The sequence below is a fragment of the Bacillus sp. MBGLi79 genome (assembly GCF_002953915.1).
On record NZ_CP026521.1, the window covers coordinates 3,835,504 to 3,851,353 of the forward strand.

General features: G+C 45.0%; 12 protein-coding genes. 5 read left to right on the forward strand and 7 right to left on the reverse strand.

Going from position 1 to position 15,850, the window contains the following annotated elements; translation table 11 throughout:
* The first annotated feature begins 33 nt into the window (after positions 1–33).
* Positions 34–516: a metal-dependent hydrolase gene (locus C1T29_RS19620; RefSeq protein ID WP_014665369.1), complete on the forward strand. Its 483-nt coding sequence runs from the start codon at positions 34–36 to the stop codon at positions 514–516.
* Between the two features lie 99 nt (positions 517–615).
* Positions 616–2,469 carry an LTA synthase family protein gene (locus C1T29_RS19625; RefSeq protein ID WP_103750201.1) on the forward strand — a complete coding sequence of 618 codons (1,854 nt, stop codon included), beginning with the start codon at positions 616–618 and terminating at the stop codon, positions 2,467–2,469.
* A 30-nt stretch (positions 2,470–2,499) separates the two neighbouring features.
* Here the strand turns inward: C1T29_RS19625 and C1T29_RS19630 are convergent, their stop codons facing one another.
* Positions 2,500–3,426 carry a substrate-binding domain-containing protein gene (locus tag C1T29_RS19630; protein WP_103032355.1) on the reverse strand — a complete coding sequence of 309 codons (927 nt, stop codon included), beginning with the start codon at positions 3,424–3,426 and terminating at the stop codon, positions 2,500–2,502.
* Between the two features lie 110 nt (positions 3,427–3,536).
* Between C1T29_RS19630 and modA the strand changes: the two genes are divergently transcribed.
* Positions 3,537–4,319, forward strand: a complete 783-nt coding sequence (gene modA, locus C1T29_RS19635) for a molybdate ABC transporter substrate-binding protein (protein WP_103750202.1) — start codon at positions 3,537–3,539, stop codon at positions 4,317–4,319.
* Positions 4,291–4,983, forward strand: coding sequence for a molybdate ABC transporter permease subunit (gene modB, locus C1T29_RS19640; protein WP_142393718.1), 693 nt, complete (start codon positions 4,291–4,293; stop codon positions 4,981–4,983). The genes modA and modB overlap by 29 nt, the downstream gene beginning before the upstream one ends.
* A 29-nt stretch (positions 4,984–5,012) precedes the next feature.
* On the opposite strand, the gene pgoN is transcribed toward modB, so the two are convergent.
* Positions 5,013–5,843, reverse strand: a complete 831-nt coding sequence (gene pgoN / locus C1T29_RS19645; protein ID WP_069150310.1) for a glyoxal/methylglyoxal reductase — start codon at positions 5,841–5,843, stop codon at positions 5,013–5,015.
* Between the two features lie 222 nt (positions 5,844–6,065).
* Between pgoN and yvgO the strand changes: the two genes are divergently transcribed.
* Positions 6,066–6,551, forward strand: coding sequence for a stress response protein YvgO (gene yvgO / locus C1T29_RS19650; protein ID WP_014665375.1), 486 nt, complete (start codon positions 6,066–6,068; stop codon positions 6,549–6,551).
* A 46-nt stretch (positions 6,552–6,597) separates the two neighbouring features.
* Here yvgO and C1T29_RS19655 read toward each other — a convergent pair whose 3' ends face one another.
* The 5 genes from C1T29_RS19655 to C1T29_RS19675 all read right to left on the reverse strand — a co-directional run bounded on the left by C1T29_RS19655 (position 6,598) and on the right by C1T29_RS19675 (position 15,707).
* Positions 6,598–8,610, reverse strand: coding sequence for a Na+/H+ antiporter (locus tag C1T29_RS19655; protein WP_014665376.1), 2,013 nt, complete (start codon positions 8,608–8,610; stop codon positions 6,598–6,600).
* A gap of 242 nt (positions 8,611–8,852) precedes the next feature.
* Positions 8,853–10,568 carry an assimilatory sulfite reductase (NADPH) hemoprotein subunit gene (gene cysI, locus C1T29_RS19660; protein WP_014665377.1) on the reverse strand — a complete coding sequence of 572 codons (1,716 nt, stop codon included), beginning with the start codon at positions 10,566–10,568 and terminating at the stop codon, positions 8,853–8,855.
* Positions 10,569–10,593: 25 nt separating this feature from the next.
* Positions 10,594–12,411 carry an assimilatory sulfite reductase (NADPH) flavoprotein subunit gene (locus C1T29_RS19665; protein WP_103750204.1) on the reverse strand — a complete coding sequence of 606 codons (1,818 nt, stop codon included), beginning with the start codon at positions 12,409–12,411 and terminating at the stop codon, positions 10,594–10,596.
* A gap of 170 nt (positions 12,412–12,581) precedes the next feature.
* Positions 12,582–14,906, reverse strand: a complete 2,325-nt coding sequence (gene helD / locus C1T29_RS19670; RefSeq protein ID WP_103750205.1) for a DNA helicase IV — start codon at positions 14,904–14,906, stop codon at positions 12,582–12,584.
* A 192-nt stretch (positions 14,907–15,098) separates the two neighbouring features.
* Positions 15,099–15,707 carry a trimeric intracellular cation channel family protein gene (locus C1T29_RS19675; RefSeq protein ID WP_014665381.1) on the reverse strand — a complete coding sequence of 203 codons (609 nt, stop codon included), beginning with the start codon at positions 15,705–15,707 and terminating at the stop codon, positions 15,099–15,101.
* Between the last annotated feature and the right edge of the window lie 143 nt (positions 15,708–15,850).

Sequence of the window (15,850 nt, forward strand, 5' to 3'; positions counted from 1 at the left end):
GATTTTTTGCAAAAGATAAAGGAGAAGCGGCAAATGACAGGAAAAACACACATCATGGGAGGCATCGCTTCTTGTACGGCAGCAGCTTATTATTATGGATTTGATCCAGTGCTTATGGCTGCGTCAGGCGCGGTTGGGGCATTGATTCCCGATATCTGCCACACGCAAAGCAAAATCGGGAGAAAATTTCCTATTTTATCGAAAGTGGTCAGCTCCGTTTTTGGCCACCGTACCTTTACACACAGCCTGCTGTTTATGCTCATCATGTTTTTTATCACTTCTACATATATTCCAGATAAAAACATCTCAGCCGGCTTAATGATCGGAATGGCGAGCCACTTGATTCTTGACGCTTGGACAGTGAACGGAATCAAATTACTATTCCCTTCAACGATCCGCGTGCGGCTTCCATTATATATGAAGACAGGCAGTTTTTCTGAGCAGCTCGTGCTAGCCGGCCTGACCCTTGCTTCATGTTACTACTTTTATATGCTGTTTCATGGGCGCATGTTGTAAACGCGAGTGCTGAAACTTGTCTGAACCGGCGGTTTTTAGTAGGTTTTACTTAAGAAGCATTTCATGCAGATGATCAAGAAAACGTGAGGAGTCATATTGATGAAAGGAACCTTTTTTCACAATCAGCGGTTTTTATGTTTTTCGATCTTGTTTATGTGGATCAAAACGTATGTGATATATAAACTCGGCTTTGATTTGCAGATCGATACTCTGTTGGAAGAGCTGATGTTGCTGATCAATCCGCTCAGCTTTATCCTTCCTTTATTCGGGATAGGCCTGCTTCTGAAAGGAAACAAGCAGCGGGTCTTTTTGCTGATTGCCAATCTGGTTCTGACTGTCATCTTGATCTCCAATACGATTTTTTACGGCTTTTATATCGATTTTATTACCATTCCGGTTTTATTTCAGGCCAGCAACATGAGCGATATGGGCAGCAGTGTAAAAGAACTGTTCCATCCTCTGTTTATTGCCCTGTTTGCGGATTTGGTTTGTCTGCTGCTGCTCGCCAGAAAAACGAAACAGCCGCAGACAAAAGCCGCTCCCCGCACGATCAAACGGTACTATGCAGCTTCCTGCGGCATGATTTTATGCACGCTGGCACTTGCAGAAGTACAGCAGCCGAAGCTTTTGGCACATTCCTTTGACCGGGAAATGCTCGTCAAAAGCATCGGTCTGTTTCAGTTCCATATATACGATACGATTTCTCAGACTGTTAATATTAGCGCGAAGGCATTCGCTGATGAAGACAGCATAACTGCCATTAAAAATTACACAGAGGCTGATTACAGCAAGCCTGATCAAAGCAAATTCGGACTGGCAAAAGGGCGAAATGTCATCTTTGTAACACTTGAGTCGACCCAAAGCTTTGTTTTGAATGAAAAAGTCAATGGAAAAGAAATTACCCCATTTATGAATGATCTCGTTAAAAAAAGCTATTCCTTTGATCATTTCTATCAGCAAACAGAACAAGGGAAAACATCTGATTCAGAATTCATCGTTGCTAACTCAATGTATCCTTCCCTTAGCGGCGCCGTCTTTTTCACGAAAAGCGACCATCAATTTCATACGATGTACAAGTCGCTGAAACAGCATGATTATTATTCAGCCGCCTTTCATGCCAACCATAAAACATTTTGGAACAGAGATGTCATGTACGATACATTTGGGATTGACCGCTTTTTTGATGTTGATGACTTCCATGTCACTCCCGGAACATCGACAAGCTGGGGCTTAAAGGATAAGGAATTTTTAGAGCAGTCCGCCGAAAAGCTGAAAAGTCTGCCGCAGCCATTCTTCAGCAGTTTCATCACGTTAACGAATCATTTTCCGTTTGAGATTGATAAAAAGGATCAGCTGATTGATGAATACGATTCGAGCAGCGCCCTGCTAAACCGTTATGTGACAACGGTGCGCTATGAGGATGAGGCATTAAAGCATTTTATCAAAAAGCTGAAGGACGAAGGCTTATACGAAAATTCGATGATTGTATTTATGGGGGATCATTACGGCATTTCAGAAGCCCATAACGAGGCGTTGGCAGAGTTTTTAGGAAAAGACGAAATCACGCCGTATGACAATGTTCAGCTCCAGCGGGTGCCGTTTATCATACATATCCCGGGAATTACCGATCAACAGCCGGAAACCATCTCTGATGTTGGCGGACAAGTCGACGTCAGACCGACACTGATGCATTTACTCGGCGTTGACACAAAAGGCGATATTCAATTCGGCAATGATTTGCTGTCGGGCGATCGCACACCATTCGCCGTGCTGCGAAACGGAAGCTTTATTACGAACGATTTTATATACACGAAAAACACGTGCTACAGCCAAAAAACAGGTGAAATACTGGAAGATCAGGATGCGTGCCTCCCTTATAAGGAGAAAGCAAACGAAGAGCTGTCTCTCTCTGATAAAATTTTAAATGGTGACCTGCTCAGGTTTTCCGAATGAAAAAAATCCCTCTATATAAAGAGGGATTTTTTACGTTTCCAACATCACCTTGCCAGTCAGCTTTGTTTCATAGCCATTTAAATGAGACAAGTTCGCCTTGTAGTCCTCAGAATTCAAAATCTCCTTCACGGCTTTGAGCAGCTGCTCATTTTTTTTCAAAACGACGATATCATATTGTTCATCGATGAGCGGGATAAAATCAACACGCCCCATATGTGCCGCGTGCTGCGCCCCGATTCCCGCGTCAGCCTGTCCGCTTGAAACTTGTGAAGCGGCAGCGTAATGATCGGTCACGATATCGCCGTATCCCTTTACATCAGCCGGCTTCACACCAAGCAAGCCAAGCTGTTCATCAAGGAGCACCCTTGCGCCAGAACCCTTTTCCCTGTTGATGATCCGGATATCAGCTCTTTTCAAGTCTTTCCAGCCTTGAATGTTTTTCGGATTCCCTTTTTGCACATACAGACCTGCTTTGCGGAGAACGACATTGATGAGACAAAACGGTTCACCTGACAAAATCCGTTTTACATAAGGGGCGTTATACTGGCCCGTTTCTGCATCGTACAAATGGAGGCTGACAATGTCACACTTGCCTTGATACATATCAATCAGGCTGTTTAAGCTTCCTTTGTATTTACGGAGCGGCGTCTCCTGAATGGCATTCTCCAAATGCTTGCTGAGAAGATCCATCGAAATGTCCTGTCCGCTGATCATGACATTCGGTCTGCCGTCCGGCTCAGCCTCCTGCACCTGTTTCGGCGCTTCTGTTGCAGCGATGGGCTGAGACATTCTCATATTCGTTTTATATTGCTTTAAATCTTCTTCATCCACACGCATCTGCCTTCCGACACGGTAAGCAGGCAGCACGCCTTTTTTAATCAAATCATAAACGGTCAGCTTTGATACCTTCAGCAGACCTGCAACTTCTTCTATCGTATAGGAAGAGGTTTCATTCATCATCATCACTCTCCTATTTTATTATACCTTTTCGCCGAATGTAAAAAAACCCACATAAACCAAACATAATCAGTTATAATTAGATATAACTAATCATAAGGGGTGCAATCATGTTTAAGAAGTATTCTATTTTAATCGCAGCCTTAACCGCTTTTCTGCTTGCAGCAGGCTGTTCTTCAAATCAGTCTTCAACAGACAGGGGGAAAAAAGTAACATTAACAATCTCAGCTGCCGCAAGCGCACAGGATGCACTTGAGGAAATTCAAAAAAATTATGAAAAAGAGCATCAAAATATTACCATCCAAGATAACTATGGCTCATCCGGCGCCTTGCAAAAACAGATTTCTCAAGGAGCAGGAGCAGATCTGTTCTTCTCAGCTGCTGAGGATAAATTTAAAAAGCTGGTGGATGATGGGGATATCGCAAAAAAAGACAGCACTGATTTAGTCGGCAATGAAATTGTGCTGGTCGTACCGAAAAACGGAGATTCACCTGTGACAAGCTTCAGCAATCTGGCTGAATCAGAAAAAATCGCACTTGGCACTCCGGAATCCGTACCGGCAGGAGCTTATGGGAAAGAATCCCTGACAAAGCTGTCTTTATGGGACAAAGTGAAGGATAAAATTGTGTACGGAAAAGACGTTCGCCAAGTTCTTTCTTATGTGGAAACCGGCAATGTAGACGCAGGTATTGTTTATAAAACAGATGCCCTGGTCTCTAAAAAGGCCACCATTATTGACGAGGCAAAAGCAGATACACACAGCCCGATTGTTTATTCGTTAGGAATCGTAAAAGATACAAAACACCGTAAGGAAGCGAAGGAATTTTACGAATACCTGCAATCTGATGAAGCAATGAAAGTATTTGAGAAATATGGTTTTACTGCTGAGTAACATAAATGCTTCAGAATTCTTAACACCTGTTATGCTTTCCTTTCAGGTGGCGGCAGTTGCCGGAATTGTTGTCATTATTCTTGGAACACTTGCTGGGGCTTGGATGTCACGGACATCATTTTTTGGAAAAACGGCGCTCGAAACATGTTTTATGCTTCCGCTCGTTCTTCCGCCTACTGTTGTCGGTTTTATTTTGATCGTCATTTTCGGAAAGCATAGCTTCATCGGACAAGCCATCGAGTGGATCTTCCGGCAGCCTGTCATTTTCACCTGGTGGGCTGCTGTGATCGCCTCGGCTGTTGTAGCCTTTCCGCTCATGTATCAATCAGCCAAAACCGGATTTGCTGACATTGACCCCGATATACAGGGTGCGGCAATGGTAGACGGCGCAAGCAGATGGAAGGTCTTTATCCATATCTCCGTCCCGCTTGCCTATCCTTCTTTGCTGACCGGGAGCATCCTGAGCCTAGCGCGGGCCCTCGGAGAATTTGGCGCAACACTCATGTTTGCCGGGAACATCCCCGGTGTTACACAAACACTGCCGACGGCCATATATGTTGCATTGGATTCCGGAAACAATACCCTTGCCTGGGCGTGGGTCGTCTGTATTGTTGTCATTTCCTTTTTGATGCTGTTTTTCATTCAACAGAAAAAAACGCACTAAAAAACTCCCCGTAAAGGGGAGTTTTTTGATTAGAACAGAAGCTCATCAGGATTTGGGCCGACACGCTCATCTTTGTTTAATGCATCAATTTTATCCATGTCTTCTTGAGACAATTCGAAATCAAAAATATCAGCGTTTTCGATGATACGGTGTTCTTTAATGGATTTTGGAATGGTTACAACTTCATGCTGAAGATCCCAGCGCAAAATCACTTGAGCTACAGATTTATTATGCTTTTCAGCAATCTGTGTCAGCACTTCGTTATCCAAAAGCTGGCCCTGCATGAGCGGAGACCATGCTTCCAGCTGAATGCCTTGTTTTTTACAATAGTCTCTTAATTCTTTTTGCGTCAAACGAGGGTGAAATTCAACTTGGTTCACCATCGGTTTGATTTCAGCATCTTTTAACAGCTCTTCTAAATGATGAACTTGGAAGTTGCTGACGCCGATCGCGCGGATTTTGCCGTCTTTGTAAAGCTTTTCAAGCGCGCGCCATGTATCTTTAAATTTATCTTTTCCAGGCCAATGGATCAAATATAAATCTAAGTAATCAAGCTGCAGTCTTTCTAGGCTTTTTTCAAAGGCAGCAAGCGTTGTTTCATAGCCTTGATCTTCATTCCACACTTTTGATGTGATGAAGAGCTCTTCTCTTGCCACACCGGATTCTTTAATCCCGATGCCAACACCTTCTTCATTTTTGTAGATCGCTGCTGTATCAATGCTGCGGTAGCCATTTTTAATTGCCGCTTTCACTGATTCAGTCGCTTCACTGCCATTTTCCACTTTAAAAACACCCAGACCGAACCAAGGCATTTCAACTCCGTTATGTAACTTTACCGTATCTTTTAAACTTGTTGGCACTTGAACATCCACCCTTTCACTGAAATGTAAGCGTCTATATTATCTCACATTCCTCTCAGCCGATACCAATAATACGCTTAAGGTCCTGTTTTTGCTTCTTTTTTCACAGCCAAGGTAAAACAAGGTACTATTTTTTTCCTATTTTAACAAAATTGAGATTGCAAATACATGGAGCCGGGTATGCGTGTAGTGTAACCAAATGAAAACAAAGGAGGAAACAACTTGAAACGTATTCGTATCCCAATGACACTTGCTCTTGGTGCCGCTTTGACAATTGCCCCTTTGTCCTTTGCTTCCGCTGAAGAAAATCCTGCTCCGAAGATCTCGCAGACAACAACCGCCGGAACAACTGCCGCTGATGTAGGTTTAAACGTCAACCTGGATGTACTTGGAATTGCCAACCAGATCGCTGATGCCATCAAATCCGCACAGAATCGGGATGGATTTGTGAAGAATCTCATGGAGTCTTCCTTCTACGCGTCCGGCCAAAAATATAACGTCATGGTATTTAATTTAAGTCAGGAATATGAAGATCATTTGAACGGTGTGCAATTTTATGGCTCAGCCGTTTATGACGGCATTACGTATGGCATTTGGGTATTTGAAGACGGAACGTTTACAAACAAAGGGGATGGCGGCTGGATTAACTGGGCCTTCAGAGGCTGGTTCGACCGGGATGGCAGCACTGTCGAATTTCATCGCCCTTAATATAGAAAAAAGCTGGCGCTCTCACGCATCAGCTTTTTTACTGCATTTATTCGCCGCCTTCAAGCATGGCGGCTTCGACATCATTAATGTATTGGCGAAGCTCATGGGAGATGTCCCGGGAAATTTCTCTTTCCTCGAACAGCGTTTGAATTTCATTTCTGATCGCCTGCACAGCCTTCAGCTTCACTTCCAGTTTTTGATTTTCAAAATGAGCGCTTGATTTTAACTCATGATGGCTGTTCTCCAGCCTGAAAATTAACTGTTTATAGAATGTAATGACAGATAAAAACACTTCCTTATGTTCTTCCGTCTTATGTTTTTCCAAATATTCTATCGCTGCTTTTGCCGTTTTTACTCTTGTTGCCCGTATCAATCCCGCTTCATTTAATATCGACATCTCCGGCTTTTTATGTTCACCGAAGAAAATCCAATACATCAGCCTCTTGAGCCTTGTTTTTGATAAGCCGACCTTAAACGGGTTGGCATACAAAATTTCCAACTCGTTAAATCGTTCTTGCAGCACATTTGCTGTTTCTTCCGGGATGTCTCCCCGCTCCAGCATTTTCATCAGTGCCTCTTGCTCAGCTTTAACCCCCTGCGCACGGACCTTTCGCTCATGCTTTTTGATACGATTAGATGAGGTATACTGCTGAAAACGAAGGTTTTTCATTTTCTCATTGTATTCAGCTATCACCGCAAGAGAGGCCGTTTTGTTTGTATCGTTCATGTCCTCTTTTATCGTTTGAAGAGCTGTTTTGATCAATTTGCGTCTCGCCGTCAGCAGCTTCTTGTTTCGTTCCTCGTCCTCTTCTTCTTTTTCAGTCAGAACCGGCAGCACTACGGTGGCAATGACAAGCGTGCATAAAATGACGCCGGCTGCTAAAAAGAGAATCAGATTTCTTTCCGGAAACGGCGTACCGTCCTCCAGAAAATACGGAATGGAGAAAGATCCCGCAAGCGTTACTGCTCCGCGCACACCGGAAATCGAAATTAACAGTGTCGAACGAAGACCCGGTTTATAGATGTTTTGATCTTTATTAAAGAACCATTTGCCGTTCCAAAAGAACAGCACCCACAGAAATCTGAGGAGCATTAACGTAAATGTGATGACTAGGATATAGCCAATCACCTTCATGTTGCTGATGGCGGTATCGTTAAAGATAACAGAAATCACATCAGGGATTTGCGTGCCGAGAATAACAAAGACCAGGCCGTTCAAAATAAATAAAATAATGTTCCACGTACTTGAGGAGACGATTTGCAGCTTGATCATCGTTGATTCCAGACGATCCTGTTCAACCGCATGAGTGATCCCTCCCGCCACAACAGCTAAAATGCCGGAAACGCCGATTTCTTCAGCGGCCAAATAAATCACAAACGGTGTCAAAATTTGAATCAGCATATGCATCGTGACATCCTGCATGCCAAGGCGGCGGAGAAATAGGCGAAAACGAATAATCAAAAATGAAATGACTACCCCGCACAGCAAGCCCCCAAGAGAAATGAAGACAAAGCTGACAGCCGCTTGCGCTAGTGAAAACGCACCCGTCACTGCCGCTGCAATCGCAAACTTAAAGGCTACAAGACCTGATGCATCATTCATCAGCCCCTCACCTTCAAGCAGGCGAAGAATCCCTTTTGGCATTTTCACTCTTCCTGATAATGCGCTGACAGCGACGACATCAGTCGGTGAAAGAATGGCCGCAAGTCCAAAGGCCGCTGCCAGCGGAATATCAGGAATCATCCAGTGAATCGTATAGCCGCCTACAATCACAGTCGCAAACACAAGGCCGAGGGCAAGCAATAAAATCGGAGCTCTTAAATTCCAAAGCTCCGCCCGCGGCGTCCTCTTTCCATCATTAAATAGCAGAGGCGCGATAAACAGAACAAAAAACAATTCGGTGTTTAATTCAAAATGAAGTCCCTGTGGAAATGAGGCGGCAAGAATCCCAAGGGCCACTTGAATCAGCGGCACCGGAATAAACGGAATAAATCGGTTCACGATATTAGAAATCGCAATAATCGTTAATAAAACAAGCACAACTAAAAATATGTCCAAATGCATGACCTCCTTCGTCTGTTGTCTTTCGTGCATGGTGAGTCTTGTCTAAAAATCGCTGAGCCAGGCTGGCCTTGCATCCGATATGTGGTTTCGCAGGAGTTTCCTCCACACTTGTCTTCTTTTATAGTACCCTTTTTAGGGTAATTTTTCTCATGATATGCTCACAGTGAACTTTTTTGCATAAGAGCAAATTATAAAAAAAGAGACAGGAAGCTATTCCCGTCTCTCGTCTTTCAATCTCAATCATGAAAATTCGTACCGTCAGTTGTTGCTTTAATAATGCCGGCGCGGATAACAAAGTCACCGAAATGCTCGCCTTCCTCACGCTCTTTCGCATAGCGGGAAAGAAGGACGCGAAGCTCGCTTAAAATGTCTGCTTCACCGATGTTTTCACGGTACATTTTGCTTAAACGGCTTCCGTCAAACGCAGCGCCAAGATACATATTATATTTGCCCGGCGCCTTTCCGATAAATCCAATCTCACCGAGTGCGTGGCGTGCACAGCCGTTCGGGCATCCTGTCATGCGAATGGTGATTTCCTGATCACGAAGGCCGTTTTCGTCAATAATCTCTTCAACCTTATCTAAGAGGGTTGGCAAATAACGTTCTGCTTCCGCCATTGCCAATCCGCAGGTTGGAAGAGCGACGCAAGCCATCGAGCTGCGACGAAGTGCTGAATGATGCTTGCCGTCAGTTAGTCCGTATTGCTCGATTAACGCACTGATTTCATCTTTTTTCTCGCTTGAAACGTTTGCGATAATCAGGTTTTGATTGGCTGTCAGACGGAACTCGCCTGTATGAACTTTGGCGATTTCCCGTAAGCCTGTCATCAGCTTATAATCATCGTAATCCGTTATACGGCCGCCTTCGACAAACAGCGTGAAATGCCATTTATCCTCGATGCCTTCCACCCAGCCGTAGCGGTCGCCGTTATGATCGAAATGATATGGCTTCGCTGCTTCCAGGCTCCAGCCGAGACGGTTTTCCAATTCTTCTTTTACGGTATCTAAACCGAGGCGGTCAACCGTGTATTTGAACCGCGCATTTTTGCGGACAGAACGGTTTCCGTAATCGCGCTGAATCGTAATCGTTTTTTCAGCAACGTCATACATTTGATCGGGCCGGCAGAATCCGATGACCTTGGCTAATTGCGGATATGTGGCTGTGTCGCCATGCGTCATTCCCATACCGCCGCCAATCGCCACGTTAAAACCGATCAGCTTGCCATCTTCGACAATCGCAATGAATCCAAGATCTTGTGAAAAGACGTCAATATCATTAGACGGCGGAACGGCAATACCGATTTTAAACTTCCGCGGCAGATAGAGCGGTCCGTACATTGGCTCGACTTCTTCCTCCGGCGTGCCGGCCACTCTTTCCTCATCGAGCCAAATTTCATGATAGGCTCTCGTCCGCGGCAGCAGATCATCACTTAATTTCTTCGACCACTCGTATACCTCTGAATGGATTTCAGACTGATAAGGGTTTGATGCACACATGACGTTACGGTTTACGTCTCCGCAGGCTGCGATCGTATCCAAAAGCGCTGAGTGGATCGTCTGGATGGTTTTCTTCATGTTCCATTTCAAAATCCCGTGCATTTGGAACGTTTCACGTGTCGTCAGTTTTAATGTGCCGTTCCCGTATTTCTGAGAAAGGTCATCCATGACAAGCCATTGCTCAGGCGTTGAAACGCCCCCTGGCATACGCACGCGCAGCATGAACTGATAGGCCGGTTCAAGCTTTTGCTTTTGGCGTTCATTGCGGAGATCGCGGTCATCCTGCAAATAACTGCCGTGGTGCTTCATCAGGCGGTTGTCATCATCCGGAATTCCTGCACTGATCCGATCGAGCATCACTTCTTTCAGTGTGCCGCGCAAATAGTCGCTTTCTCTTTTAATGCGTTCAACATCACTTGGAGAGCCGTCCGGTGCTTTTAAGATTTTGGTCACCATGTTGAAAAACTCCTTTCAAGTCAAATCAGTATACATCACGCTGATAGCGTTTTTGCTGCTGCATATCGGCAAGATAAGCTTCCGCTTCTTCGCGGCTCATATTGCCTTCTTTTTCGATAATCTCAAGTAATGTGTTATGGACGTCATGCGCCATGTGCTTTTCATCTCCGCAAATGTAAACAGCCGCTCCTTCTTGAAGCCATTCGAACAACTCTGCGCTCTGTTCAAGCATGCGGTGCTGCACATATACTTTTTCTTCCGTATCACGCGAGAATGCCACATCCATTTTTGTCAGCACACCGTCTTTGAGCCAATTCTGCCACTCTGTCTGGTAAAGGAAATCCGTGACAAAGTGCTGATCGCCAAAGAACATCCATGCTTTTCCTTCTGCTCCCGTCTCCTCACGCTCCTGCATAAAGGAACGGAAAGGTGCGACGCCTGTCCCGGGGCCGACCATGATAATTGGTGTTTCAGGATCTTTCGGAAGCTTAAAGTTTTGGTTGTGCTGTACATAAACAGGCAGTGTGTCCCCCGGTTGCAGTCGTTCCGCACATAAAATTGAGCAGACGCCTTTTCGTTCACGGCCGTGCGCATCGTAGCGGACTGCGCCGATTGTTAAATGCACTTCATCCGGATTTGCAGATAAACTGCTTGCAATCGAATAAAGGCGGGCAGGCATTTTTCTCAAAATCGAGACGAATTGCTGCGCAGATACACTGAATGGGCCATAATCACGGACGAGATCAAGCAAATCGCGTCCTTCAATATAAGCTTTTACATTCTCCTCATTTCCCGGGGCTAAAAGGTCTCTAAGCTCCTCACTTCCCGTCAATTGGGCTGCTTGTTCAAGAAGCGGTTTTGTGAGAACGGTAATCTCATAGTGAGAAATCAGCGCTTCTTTCAGCGGACGGACATCACCTTGCTTATTAAGCGTCACAATTTCTTCCGGGTCCCAATTCATTTCCTTAAGGAGCAGTTCGACAAGCTCTGGATCGTTTTCCGGATAGACGCCGAGGCTGTCACCAGGCTCGTAAGTCAGGCCAGATCCCTCAAGAGACAGCTCCACATGACGTGTTTCTTTATTTGATCCTCTGCCGTTTAAATTCAAATTTTCTAACACTTCAGCCCGAAACGGGTTTGTTCTGGAATACGAAGACTCACCGGTTTGAGCCGCAGCCGCCGGCGCAGGTGCGGCGCTTCCGCCCCCAGCTTCATTTAATCCCTTCAATACACCCTCAAGCCATTCGGCTGCCGGTTCATCATAGTCAAGATCGCAATCAACGCGCGGAGAAATCCGTTCTCCTCCGAGTTCTTCTAAGCGCTGATCAAATTCTTTCCCTGTCTGGCAGAAAAATTCGTACGAACTATCACCAAGCGCCAAAACGGAAAAACGCAGATTTTCAAGCTTAGGCGCCCGTCTTCCGTGCAGAAATTCGTGAAACGACAGCGCGTTATCAGGCGGATCGCCTTCACCGTGCGTACTAACCACGATTAAAAGATTGGTTACCTTCTTCAGCTGATTCGGCTTAAAATCGCTCATGGATGAGACGGCCACTTGAAAACCGCTCTGTTCAAGCTGCTTGCCGGCATTTTCTGCAAGCCCCTGTGCGTTTCCTGTTTGTGAACCATAAAGAACGGTCACTTCTTTTGAAACGGCCGGTGCCGGTGCCTCCACAGACACAGCTGCCGCCGGCGCACCCGCAGTTTCTTGGGCGGAAACAGATTGCGCGGATAAATATCCGCTCAGCCAGATTTTCTGGGATTCGGTCAAGGTCGGCAGAAGGCGGTTAAGGAGCTCTGCCTGCTCCTGATTAAACGGACTGTTCATTACCTGAAGTTGCAACGTATCCACCTCACAAAGTTATAAACTGATCGAAAATTGCATCTAATTGAACTTTACCGGAATACTAGGCTTAAGTAAAATATATTTACATGATGATAACTATTAAGAATCCTAATGATAAAACTGCTATGCTTCATATAAATAGAAAAAAGAGAAGGACTCCCTTCTCTTCATTCAGCAATCTTATATAAGTGAGGCGGCACAGCGGTTACAAACGGACTGGCTTCACCTGTATAAAATACCGCCAGCATGTGCATTGCACGTGTGCACGCAGTATATAAAAGCCTGCGGTCGTGCTCTGTATGATAGTGTTCTTCAGATGCATCATAGACAAGTACTGCGTCAAATTCAATTCCCTTCGCTAAATACACGGGAATCACGCAAACACCCTTTTGGAATGGTTGATTTTCTTTATGAATCAGGCGAACATCTGCATATTCACTCATGTGGGCGTGCGCCTGTATGCATTGCTGCGAAGTCTTGCAAATGACGGCTATTGTTTCGTGCCCTTTTTTCTTGAGCAATCCAATTTCTTGGGCGAGCTTTTGGCAAAGGCTCTCATGCCCTTCAGTTTTGACCACGATCGGCATTTCCCCGTTTCTGTTAAACGGCTCAATATCCGCCCCATCTTGAAGCATCGCTTTTGTAAACTCGACAATCTGCCTTGTCGATCTGTACGTTCTCTTTAAACGAACATACTCAGCAGGCTCATCTTCAAAGCACGCATCCATACGCTGATCCCCGTGTATGGCATGAGCGTAAATAGACTGATTGATATCACCAAGCACTGTCATGCTGGCAGCCGGAAAAATGCTTCTCATGTAAGCCATCTGCAGCGGTGAATAGTCCTGGGCTTCGTCAATAAATAGGTGTTTGATTTTCGTATTTTTCTTTCTGCCCTCAATCAGATCCTGCATATAAAGAAACGGTGCCGCGTCCTCATAGAGCAATTTATTTTCCGTAAATGCCGAACGGGTCAGCTCTCCTATCGCTGCCGTCTTCTCATGCTGGGATTCCCCTTCCCATCCGGAAAACAATTGCAGATACAGCTGGTTCACATCAAGAAATGCCAGGAGTCTGACCGCTTGTTTGAGCGGTTTGAAAGCTTTTTTCACAATGATGGCGGCAAGCAGCTGCTGCTCTCTTTGATAATCGTTAAACGTACTCTCGCTGAACCGTTTCCTTTCCTGCAGTTTCTTGTACACGTCCAAGTAGTCCTCTTTGTCGAGCAGCTCAGCTTCATGAACGACCCAATCCTTTCGCCGCTCCTTTTTCTCAAGCTTGTTTAGCTCACTCAGCAGCCACTTCGCGGTTTGTTCCATCCGGTTCGGGATCGAGTGATTTTGATCCAATGAGTAAAAATAGGATTGAATCTGTTCCTTTGTAATCAGCTTTTGGCCGCGGAAAACAATATTTTTAAAAATCATCCCTTCAGAGGACAGCCTTGTGACGTATTCATCAATGAATTGCTGAAAAGATAAACCCGCCTTCCATGTGATACCCGCAAGCCTTGTTGGAAAATCGCCTTCCTTTGTTTCAGTCAGGCAATATTCAAGCTGGTCAAAAGGGCTTTCACATTGAAACCTGCGGCCAAGCCGATGCTCGATATATTCCTGAAACGTCGCCTGCTCCATATTCTCTTCTCCTAACTCCGGCAAAACAGAGGAGACATAGCTGTTAAATAAGAAGTTAGGAGAAAACAAAACGATTTGTCCGGCATCAATGACGCCGCGGTGCCTGTATAACAAATAAGCGACACGCTGAAGCGCTGCAGATGTTTTTCCGCTCCCAGCCGCTCCCTGCACGATCAAGAATTTGCTTTTTTCATTACGGATAATCTGATTTTGTTCTTTCTGAATCGTAGACACGATGTTTTTCATTTGGGTATCGGAATGATGGCTTAATACCTCTTGCAGCATTTCATCGCCAATCGTCATATCGGTATTAAACATCGCCTTGAGATCGCCGTTTTTGATCATAAACTGTCGTTTCAGCACCATTTCCCCTTCTATCGTTTCACCGGACACCTCGTACTCCGCTTTTCCTGGGGAATAATTGTAGTACATACTTGATATCGGCGCCCTCCAGTCATAAATCAGAAAGTGTTCCTCCTTCTCATCCAAACAGGAAGCTAAACCGATATAAATTCGCTCTGCCTGCTCCTCGCCGTTTTCAATAAAATCAATCCGTCCGAAATAAGGCGATTTTTTTAATTGTTGAATTCGTTTGAGCTGCTGGGCCATGCGCCGATGATTCCGTTCCCGATCAGACAGCAGCTCTGCCTGCTGCTTAATGCTTGCCATCGTTTCAACCGCTTCATGGGCATCATCAAAATTAACCTTCACATCCTCCCAAAAGCTTTTTCTTAATCCGATGATATCATGCTTCAACCCGCCCGCAGACGTTTCCAGAAACCGCTCTTTTTTTCCGAGTTCCTGCAGCACCTCATCTATTCTTGACTGTTCTTCCTTCCATTCCTTATCCTTCTGATTCATGAACGGCACCTCCAGAAAATAGTTGACAAACATAGATGAAATACTGTAAAATATAATTGGATACATATATCAAATATATGATGAAAACTGACAAATACAATTTATCTTATCACATTTACCCAAAATCAATCAAGGTTTGGGTTATTTATATGCAAAAAAACCGACTTCACATCAAAATCGGTTTTTTTGCTATTAATTATCTAAGCGAAAAGAACGGTTTGGCAGCTTCCAATTAAACATATAGGAACAAACCCTGCAGACAACGAGCACAAAAAACAGAACGTATAAGCCTACCGAGTTCCCCAGCCAGCCCAATCCGACGATTAATCCGCCGAGAGCCGCCCAGACCGCGTAAATTTCCGCCTTCAGCACAAGTGGTTTGCGCCCGGCAAGAAGGTCGCGGATGATTCCGCCCCCGCTTCCCGTCAGCACAGCAGCCACAATCACGGCACTAAGCGGATGGCCCATTTTGACGGCATACAGTGCGCCTTGGATAGCAAAGGCTGCGAGGCCGATCGCATCTGACAAATTGCCCCACTTATTCCAATGCTTCAGCAGCAGCTTCGGAAACAGAAACACAATTGTAATAGATAAAAGCGCGATTTGAAAGTACGCTCCCTGCTCCCATAGTGCTGACACCGGAACACCAATCAGCAAATTGCGGATCGCTCCTCCTCCAAAAGCTGTGACGATCCCTAATATATAAACTCCTAAAATATCGTATTCCTCTTCCATCGCAACAATTGCGCCGCTGACTGCAAACGCAATGATTCCAATCACACTGAGCAGCTCCCAAGCCATTCTGATGACTCCCTTTATGTTTGTTAAATTTTCTGACGACCTCTAGATTTTATAATCGCTCAAGCGTAAAATCAATAACATTTTTATGAGAAAAAAAGATAAATTTAGAGGGAATACGTCTATTGCTGATGGACATGAGTTTT

Excerpts from the sequence above, each read along its gene's own strand:
- C1T29_RS19620 (WP_014665369.1), top strand. The coding sequence starts at position 34 with ATGACAGGAAAAACACACATCATGGGAGGCATCGCTTCTTGTACGGCA.
- C1T29_RS19625 (WP_103750201.1), top strand. The coding sequence starts at position 616 with ATGAAAGGAACCTTTTTTCACAATCAGCGGTTTTTATGTTTTTCGATC.
- C1T29_RS19630 (WP_103032355.1), bottom strand. The coding sequence starts at position 3,426 with ATGAATGAAACCTCTTCCTATACGATAGAAGAAGTTGCAGGTCTGCTG.
- modA (WP_103750202.1), top strand. The coding sequence starts at position 3,537 with ATGTTTAAGAAGTATTCTATTTTAATCGCAGCCTTAACCGCTTTTCTG.
- cysI (WP_014665377.1), bottom strand. The coding sequence starts at position 10,568 with ATGGTGACCAAAATCTTAAAAGCACCGGACGGCTCTCCAAGTGATGTT.
- helD (WP_103750205.1), bottom strand. The coding sequence starts at position 14,906 with ATGAATCAGAAGGATAAGGAATGGAAGGAAGAACAGTCAAGAATAGAT.
- C1T29_RS19675 (WP_014665381.1), bottom strand. The coding sequence starts at position 15,707 with ATGGCTTGGGAGCTGCTCAGTGTGATTGGAATCATTGCGTTTGCAGTC.